Source organism: Flavobacterium chryseum (assembly GCF_004362015.1).
Taxonomy (GTDB): Bacteria; Bacteroidota; Bacteroidia; order Flavobacteriales; family Flavobacteriaceae; genus Flavobacterium.
Window position 1 is genome coordinate 894,922 of sequence record NZ_SNWW01000001.1, and the last position, 6,272, is coordinate 901,193.

Below are 6,272 nucleotides of genomic sequence, written 5' to 3' on the forward strand. Positions count from 1 at the left end.
ATTAATTACGATAGAGATGAATAAATTTAAAATTTTCAGTCTTGCCTTAGTTGCTTCAGCTTCTGTTGCAAAAGCGCAAGATATAAACCAGGCTAAAAAAGCAATTGACGCAGAACAATTTGAGAAAGCAAAATCTTTGCTAAAATCAATAATTAAAGCAAAACCATCAGATGGTGAAGCCAATTTTGTTTTGGGTAATATATATCTAAATCAAACTGTTGTTGATTCTGCTAAAATTTATTACTTAAATGGAATTGCAGCATCCGATAAGAAAAACTTAAACTATATTGGATTAGGTCAGTTAGATCTTGATAGTAAAAATACGGCTGGAGCTCAGGCAAATTTTGCATTAGCTACGAAAGATATCAAACGTAAGGATGTAAATGAGTTTATTTATATTGCTAAAGCATATATGAATTCTACAAATCCTGACTATAAAAGCGCAATTACAAGTGCACAAAAAGCTTTAGCAATTGAGCCACAAAACGCTCAGGCACTTTTAACAATTGGTGATGCATATTATGGAGCAAACAATCAAAACGATGCTTACAAAGCATATCGTGATGCATTTACTGCTGATCCAACACTTTTAAGAGCAAAAATGCAGTTAGGTGTTTTACTAAAAGGTGCTAAATCATACGATGAAGCAATTAAATCTTTTAATGAAGTTATCGCTTTAGATGCTAATTACGGTCCAGTTTACAGAGAGTTAGCTGAAACATATTACAAATGGGCTAGAAACAAACCTTCTACAAGACAGGTAAACTATCAAAAAGCAATTACTAATTACGAGAAATACTTAAGTCTTACAGATTATTCTATTCATTCAAGAATGCGTCACGCTGATTTCTTGATTTTAGTTGAAGACTATAAAGCCTTAGAAGCAGAAGCTAATAAGATGATTGAACTAGATAAAGTAAATCCTAGAATTTACAGATACTTAGGATATTCTGCTTATGAAAATGGGAACTATGATGTTGCTATCAAATCATTAGAAGATTTTACTAAACTGCCTACAAATAAAGCGATCGCAAAAGATTATTTATATTTAGGACTTGCTAAAATTAAAAAAGGAAGTAATGCTGAAGGTGTTGTAGATCCTGCTGCTTTTGATGCTGGTTTAGCTGAAATTAAAAAAGCTATTGCTATGGAACCTTTAGTAGTTGAAGATCTTGGTGACTTTGGAAAAGAGTTGTTTACTAAAAAACAATACGTTCAGGCTGCTACACTTTATGAATTTGCAGCAAATACAGCAGATTCAAAAAATTATTTGAATGATAATGTATATTATGGTATTTCACTTTATTATGCAAATGCAAATAAAGCAAAAGGTGCTGCTGATGCTGCTGCCTTAGCTAAAGCTGATGCTGCTTTCGACAGAGTTTTAGTTGCTTCTCCTACTTATGACGAGGCTTACTTATACAAAGGAAGAATCAATAACTTGTTAGAGAAAGATGATTTAATTATTAAAAACTACGAAGAGTATATAACTAAAACAACTGCTAAAGGTGCTGAAGAATTAGCTAAACCTGCAACAGTTAAAAAAATAGTTGAAGCTTACAATAGTATTGGAGCTAGTTATGCTAACACTGATAAAGCAAAAGCAATTGAATACTTCAATAAATCTTTAGTTTTAGATCCAGCAAACACTTACGCTGCACAATCTGTAAAAGCTTTAAAATAATATTAGTTTTCTACTAAATAAAAAAGGGATAGTTCAAAGAACTGTCCCTTTTTTTTGTTCCGTATTTAAATGACTATCTTTGCACTTTAAAATGAAGTAATGTTATCAAAAGAAATACAATTAGAAGTTAATAAAGGAGCGATGTTGCCTTTGATGGAAGAATTTTACACCATTCAAGGAGAAGGTTTTCATACAGGAACTGCTGCTTACTTTATACGAATTGGAGGTTGTGATGTAGGTTGTCACTGGTGTGATGTAAAGGAAAGTTGGAATGCAGAATTACATCCGCCAACAAGTGTTGATTTAATTGTAAAAAATGCTTCACGTTATGCAGATACAGTTGTAATTACAGGAGGAGAACCATTAACATGGGATATGACTTTTTTAACGCGACAATTAAAAGATCAAAATTTAAAAGTTCATATAGAAACTTCCGGCGCATATCCGTTATCAGGAACCTGGGATTGGATTTGTCTTTCACCAAAAAAAAATAAATTGCCAACTCAAACCGTTTATGATAATGCACATGAGTTAAAAGTTATAATTCATAATAAGCACGATTTTATTTTTGCAGAAGAACAAGCTGAGCTGGTAAACAATAACGCAATTCTTTTTCTTCAACCTGAATGGAGCAAAAAAGAAGAAATGACACCACTAATCGTCGATTATGTTATGAACAATCCAAAATGGCGTGTTTCATTACAAACGCATAAGTATTTAAATATCCCTTAAAAGATAATAAAGCAAAAAGGTCTCTTCAGTCGAAGAGACTTTTTTCTTATTGTAAATACACACTGTATAAAAAATACACAAACTTTATTCCCAGTTTTTATATTTTTTCAAATTAGTAATATGAGCTAAATGATGTTCTCCATGCCAGGCATAACTTCCTATAATCTGTTTGATTTTGTATTCTGAATTGTTTTCAGGATGAATAAACGATTTTTCGAGCTCAGTTTCAGAAAGTTTTTTCATAAGATACGCCAGTCGAAAATGCAATCCTTCCAATAATGATAGCGTTGGCTCAATCGGCATATCTAAATTGTCATATAATTCAGCCCATAAAGTTTCATCATACGCTTTTATTACAGGATTATTTTCGGTCAAAGCCCATTTCAATCTTATAAAACAATTCATATGGCTTTCTGCACAATGATGAATTACTTGTCGAACCGTCCATCCGCCAGGTCTGTAAGGAGTGTTCAGTTGTTCGTTTGTTAAATGAATTGTTTCCTTTTTCAATCTTTCAGGATAAGATTCTATCGATGCAATTCTATCAGCAATATAAGTAGTGGTATAGATTTCCGGTATTTTAAATTTTCCTATCGGATATTTTAATTTTTCTAAATCGAATTCTTCCATGATCTGGATTTTTTAATTTATATCGAAAGTTTGGCCAAATAGTCATAATGTTCTCCCTCTAAAATGAGTTCACATTTTAAACCGTTTGCAATTGCCGCATTTTGTAACGTATTATAATCTAAATAGAGCCAATCAAAAGTTTCTTCCTTTTCACCTTTATAAGAAATATTAAAAGTAAGCTCTCCGTAATAATCATTATTCGACGGAATCCATTTTCCACCGTCTTCATCTTCATCAAACATATAGATAATATCAGAGCTGTCTAATAGAATTTGCCCACCCGGATTTAGTAATGATTTTAATTTAGATAAAAACGTATTACAGTTTTCTAATTTTCCAAAAATCCCAACACCATTCATCAATAATAAAATGGTATCAAATTTTTCTCCTTCCAAATTCAGTAAATTCTGCACTTGAGCATTTTTTACACCTCGAAGATTACAAGTTTCGATAGCTTTTTCAGAAATATCAATAGAAAGAACATCCAAGTTACGATCATTCTGTAACGATAAACTGTGACTTCCCGCACCGCAGCCTACATCTAAGATTTTGCCATAAACTAATTGCAATGCTTTTTGCTCGATTTTTGGCATTTCGTCATAAGCACGAAATAAATAGGCAACACTCATTTCATCTTCTTCAGAAATTGAAGTTTCAGTAATAATATCTTCAGGTGAATTATTGGTTTGGAAATCATACATTGCTTTCCCAAAAAGATCTTTCATCGTAATTTAGTTCAAAGTTTAAGGTTTCAAGTTTAAAGTTGTTTAATTTTGCAGATCAACTTAAATTTTAAACTTGAAACAGATTTTAAATAACTTAAATAAGTTAGCCAAAGATAAGCATATCGAAAACAAAAAGTATTTTGATAAGCTGAAAAAGAAACAGCCTAAGAATTTAGATTACGTCATGCAGGATTTGCACGATGCAGAATTTAAAAGAACAGATTGTTTACAATGTGCCAATTGTTGCAAAACAACCGGGCCGTTGTTTACTTTGGCAGATATTGAGCGAATTTCAAAATCCTTCAGGCAAAAACCACAACAATTTATCGAACAATATCTACGAATCGATGAAGATAAAGATTATGTTTTGCAAAGCGTTCCCTGCACTTTTTTAGATAATGAGAATTACTGCATGATTTATGATGTTCGTCCAAAAGCTTGCAGAGAATTTCCGCACACAGATCGCAAAAAGTTTCATCAAATTACAGATCTCACTTTAAAAAATGTCGCAATCTGTCCCGCAGCATATAATATAGTAGAGGAAATGAAAAAGAAACTTCCTTTATAGCACTTAAACATGTAATTGTTTTTAAGAACAATTCTTTTTTGGTTTTTTAAATGTAATTTTGAATTATACGAAAGTAGACTAAACTAATAAATCAACATAAGACCAATCGTAAATTGAATTTAGAATATTTTATAGCTAAAAGACTTATTACTGCTAAAGATCATAAAAGCAGTATTTCCGCGCCAATCATCAAAATTGCCATTTCGGCTATCGCAATTGGTATTATTATGATGTCTGTTTCAGTAGCAACCGGAATAGGATTGCAGCAAAAAATACGCGATAAAGTTTCTGCTTTCAACGGTCAGGTTATTATTTCGAATTATGACAACAATAATTCAGAAGTAACATTAGTCCCTATTTCTAAAAAACAAGATTTTTATCCCAATTTCAAATCAGTTCCAGAGGTAAGTCACATTCAGGCAATCGCAAGTAAAGCCGGAATCATCAGAACTGAAAATGCCTTCGAAGGAATAATTTTCAAAGGAGTAGGAGCAGATTACGATTGGAATAACATAAAAGAATATTTAGTAGAAGGGAAATTACCAGATTTTTCTAAATCATTGAATGAAGAAGTTATAATTTCCCAATTTTTGGCTAACCGACTTAATTTAAAAGTAGGCGATAATTTCAATACTTTTTTTATTAAAGAAGAGCAAGGCAAAATGCCAAACAGTCGTCGATTTAAAATTACAGGTATTTTTAATTCAGGTTTTCAGGATTTCGATGCTACTTATATAATAGGCGACATACGTCATATCCAAAGAATCAATAAATGGACGCCGGATCAAGTTGGAGCTTTTGAAGTTTTTGTAAAAGATTTTAATAATATCAAAACGACCGGCAATCAAATTTACGAGCAAACATCATCAAGTTTAGATACCAAAACCATAATTGAAAAATACAGTTATATTTTTGACTGGCTTCAGCTTTTCGATTTCAATATAATTGTTATTCTAGCTGTTATGATTTTAGTAGCAACTATAAATATGGTTGTAGCCTTACTGGTTCTTATTTTAGAACGCACACAAATGATTGGAATTCTAAAAGCAATGGGAGCAAATAACTGGACAGTTCGCAAAATATTTTTATACAATGCCTTCTATCTCATTTTAAGAGGACTCTTTTGGGGAAATCTAATTGGTATTGCATTACTGTTAATTCAACAACAATTCGGAATCATTAAACTCAATCCTGAAAATTACTACGTCAACCAGGCGCCAGTATATTTAAATTGGGGTTATATAGCATTACTGAATTTGCTAACAGTAACAGTTTGTTTTATAGTGTTGTTAATTCCCTCTTATATAATAACGAAGATTTCCCCGGTAAAGGCCATTCGTTTCGATTAAGTTATATAATTAAAATCATATTTTCAACCCGACAGTTTTTCAAAACCTGTCGGGTTTATTTTTGCTGTCTACATATAAGAAGGTAAGTTTTATCATGCTGATTGAAGTCGAAGCTCTATAAGTTTGTAATTTGTAATTTCTAAAATTTAGAATTTAGTTTTTCAGGAGCTGTTTCCCGCTATGCGTTCCAATCTTTTGTGCCGACCCCCGGCACAAAAGGATTTCCACCGAGACTTCGGGACTATCGGGGCTAGGGCAGTTGTTTTCAAAAGAAACATACTTATATATTAAGTAAAGAAAGCAATGTCAAATCACAAAATAATCTTTTTGCCTTGTTGAAAGTCCTATTCAAACCCCATAAATGTCAAAAAACGCTTTAAAACCCAATTTTACATGTTATTGAATAGTTCTGCAAAAAGGGTTAATTAAGGTGCGAAGTCCATAAAACAGGGATGAATTAGAAGCTGAGGATTGCGAAACCCACAACTCGCTACAGAAATTCCTCACAAATACTAAAAAAGTTATAATTGTAAAAAGGGGGTTATCAGAGAGTTAAGAAAAAGTTTTGAAAAAGGTTGAAATTA

General features: G+C 32.0%; 6 protein-coding genes. 4 read left to right on the top strand and 2 right to left on the bottom strand.

The genetic code is table 11. The annotated features are described in order from the left end of the window. Positions 1 to 16: 16 nt before the first annotated feature. The gene (locus EV143_RS03755) at positions 17 to 1,684 is read left to right on the top strand and encodes a tetratricopeptide repeat protein (protein WP_133506628.1); all 1,668 of its coding nucleotides are present in this window, start codon (positions 17 to 19) and stop codon (positions 1,682 to 1,684) included. 99 nt (positions 1,685 to 1,783) lie between these two features. Then, positions 1,784 to 2,416: a 7-carboxy-7-deazaguanine synthase QueE gene (locus EV143_RS03760; protein WP_133506629.1), complete on the top strand. Its 633-nt coding sequence runs from the start codon at positions 1,784 to 1,786 to the stop codon at positions 2,414 to 2,416. An 84-nt stretch (positions 2,417 to 2,500) separates the two neighbouring features. On the opposite strand, the gene EV143_RS03765 is transcribed toward EV143_RS03760, so the two are convergent. Both EV143_RS03765 and EV143_RS03770 read right to left on the bottom strand, forming a co-directional pair. After that, positions 2,501 to 3,046, bottom strand: coding sequence for a YfiT family bacillithiol transferase (locus EV143_RS03765; RefSeq protein WP_133506630.1), 546 nt, complete (start codon positions 3,044 to 3,046; stop codon positions 2,501 to 2,503). A gap of 17 nt (positions 3,047 to 3,063) precedes the next feature. After that, positions 3,064 to 3,771 (bottom strand): class I SAM-dependent methyltransferase, encoded by a 708-nt coding sequence (locus tag EV143_RS03770; protein ID WP_133506631.1) that lies wholly within the window; start codon positions 3,769 to 3,771, stop codon positions 3,064 to 3,066. A gap of 73 nt (positions 3,772 to 3,844) precedes the next feature. Here EV143_RS03770 and EV143_RS03775 point away from each other — a divergent pair, with 73 nt between their 5' ends. Both EV143_RS03775 and EV143_RS03780 read left to right on the top strand, forming a co-directional pair. Further along, on the top strand, positions 3,845 to 4,339 hold the full coding sequence (locus tag EV143_RS03775) for a YkgJ family cysteine cluster protein (RefSeq protein ID WP_133506632.1): 495 nt from the start codon (positions 3,845 to 3,847) through the stop codon (positions 4,337 to 4,339). A gap of 113 nt (positions 4,340 to 4,452) precedes the next feature. After that, positions 4,453 to 5,688, top strand: a complete 1,236-nt coding sequence (locus tag EV143_RS03780; RefSeq protein WP_133506633.1) for an ABC transporter permease — start codon at positions 4,453 to 4,455, stop codon at positions 5,686 to 5,688. Positions 5,689 to 6,272: the final 584 nt, after the last annotated feature.

Excerpts from the sequence above, each read along its gene's own strand:
- EV143_RS03755 (WP_133506628.1), top strand. The coding sequence starts at position 17 with ATGAATAAATTTAAAATTTTCAGTCTTGCCTTAGTTGCTTCAGCTTCT.
- EV143_RS03760 (WP_133506629.1), top strand. The coding sequence starts at position 1,784 with ATGTTATCAAAAGAAATACAATTAGAAGTTAATAAAGGAGCGATGTTG.
- EV143_RS03765 (WP_133506630.1), bottom strand. The coding sequence starts at position 3,046 with ATGGAAGAATTCGATTTAGAAAAATTAAAATATCCGATAGGAAAATTT.
- EV143_RS03770 (WP_133506631.1), bottom strand. The coding sequence starts at position 3,771 with ATGAAAGATCTTTTTGGGAAAGCAATGTATGATTTCCAAACCAATAAT.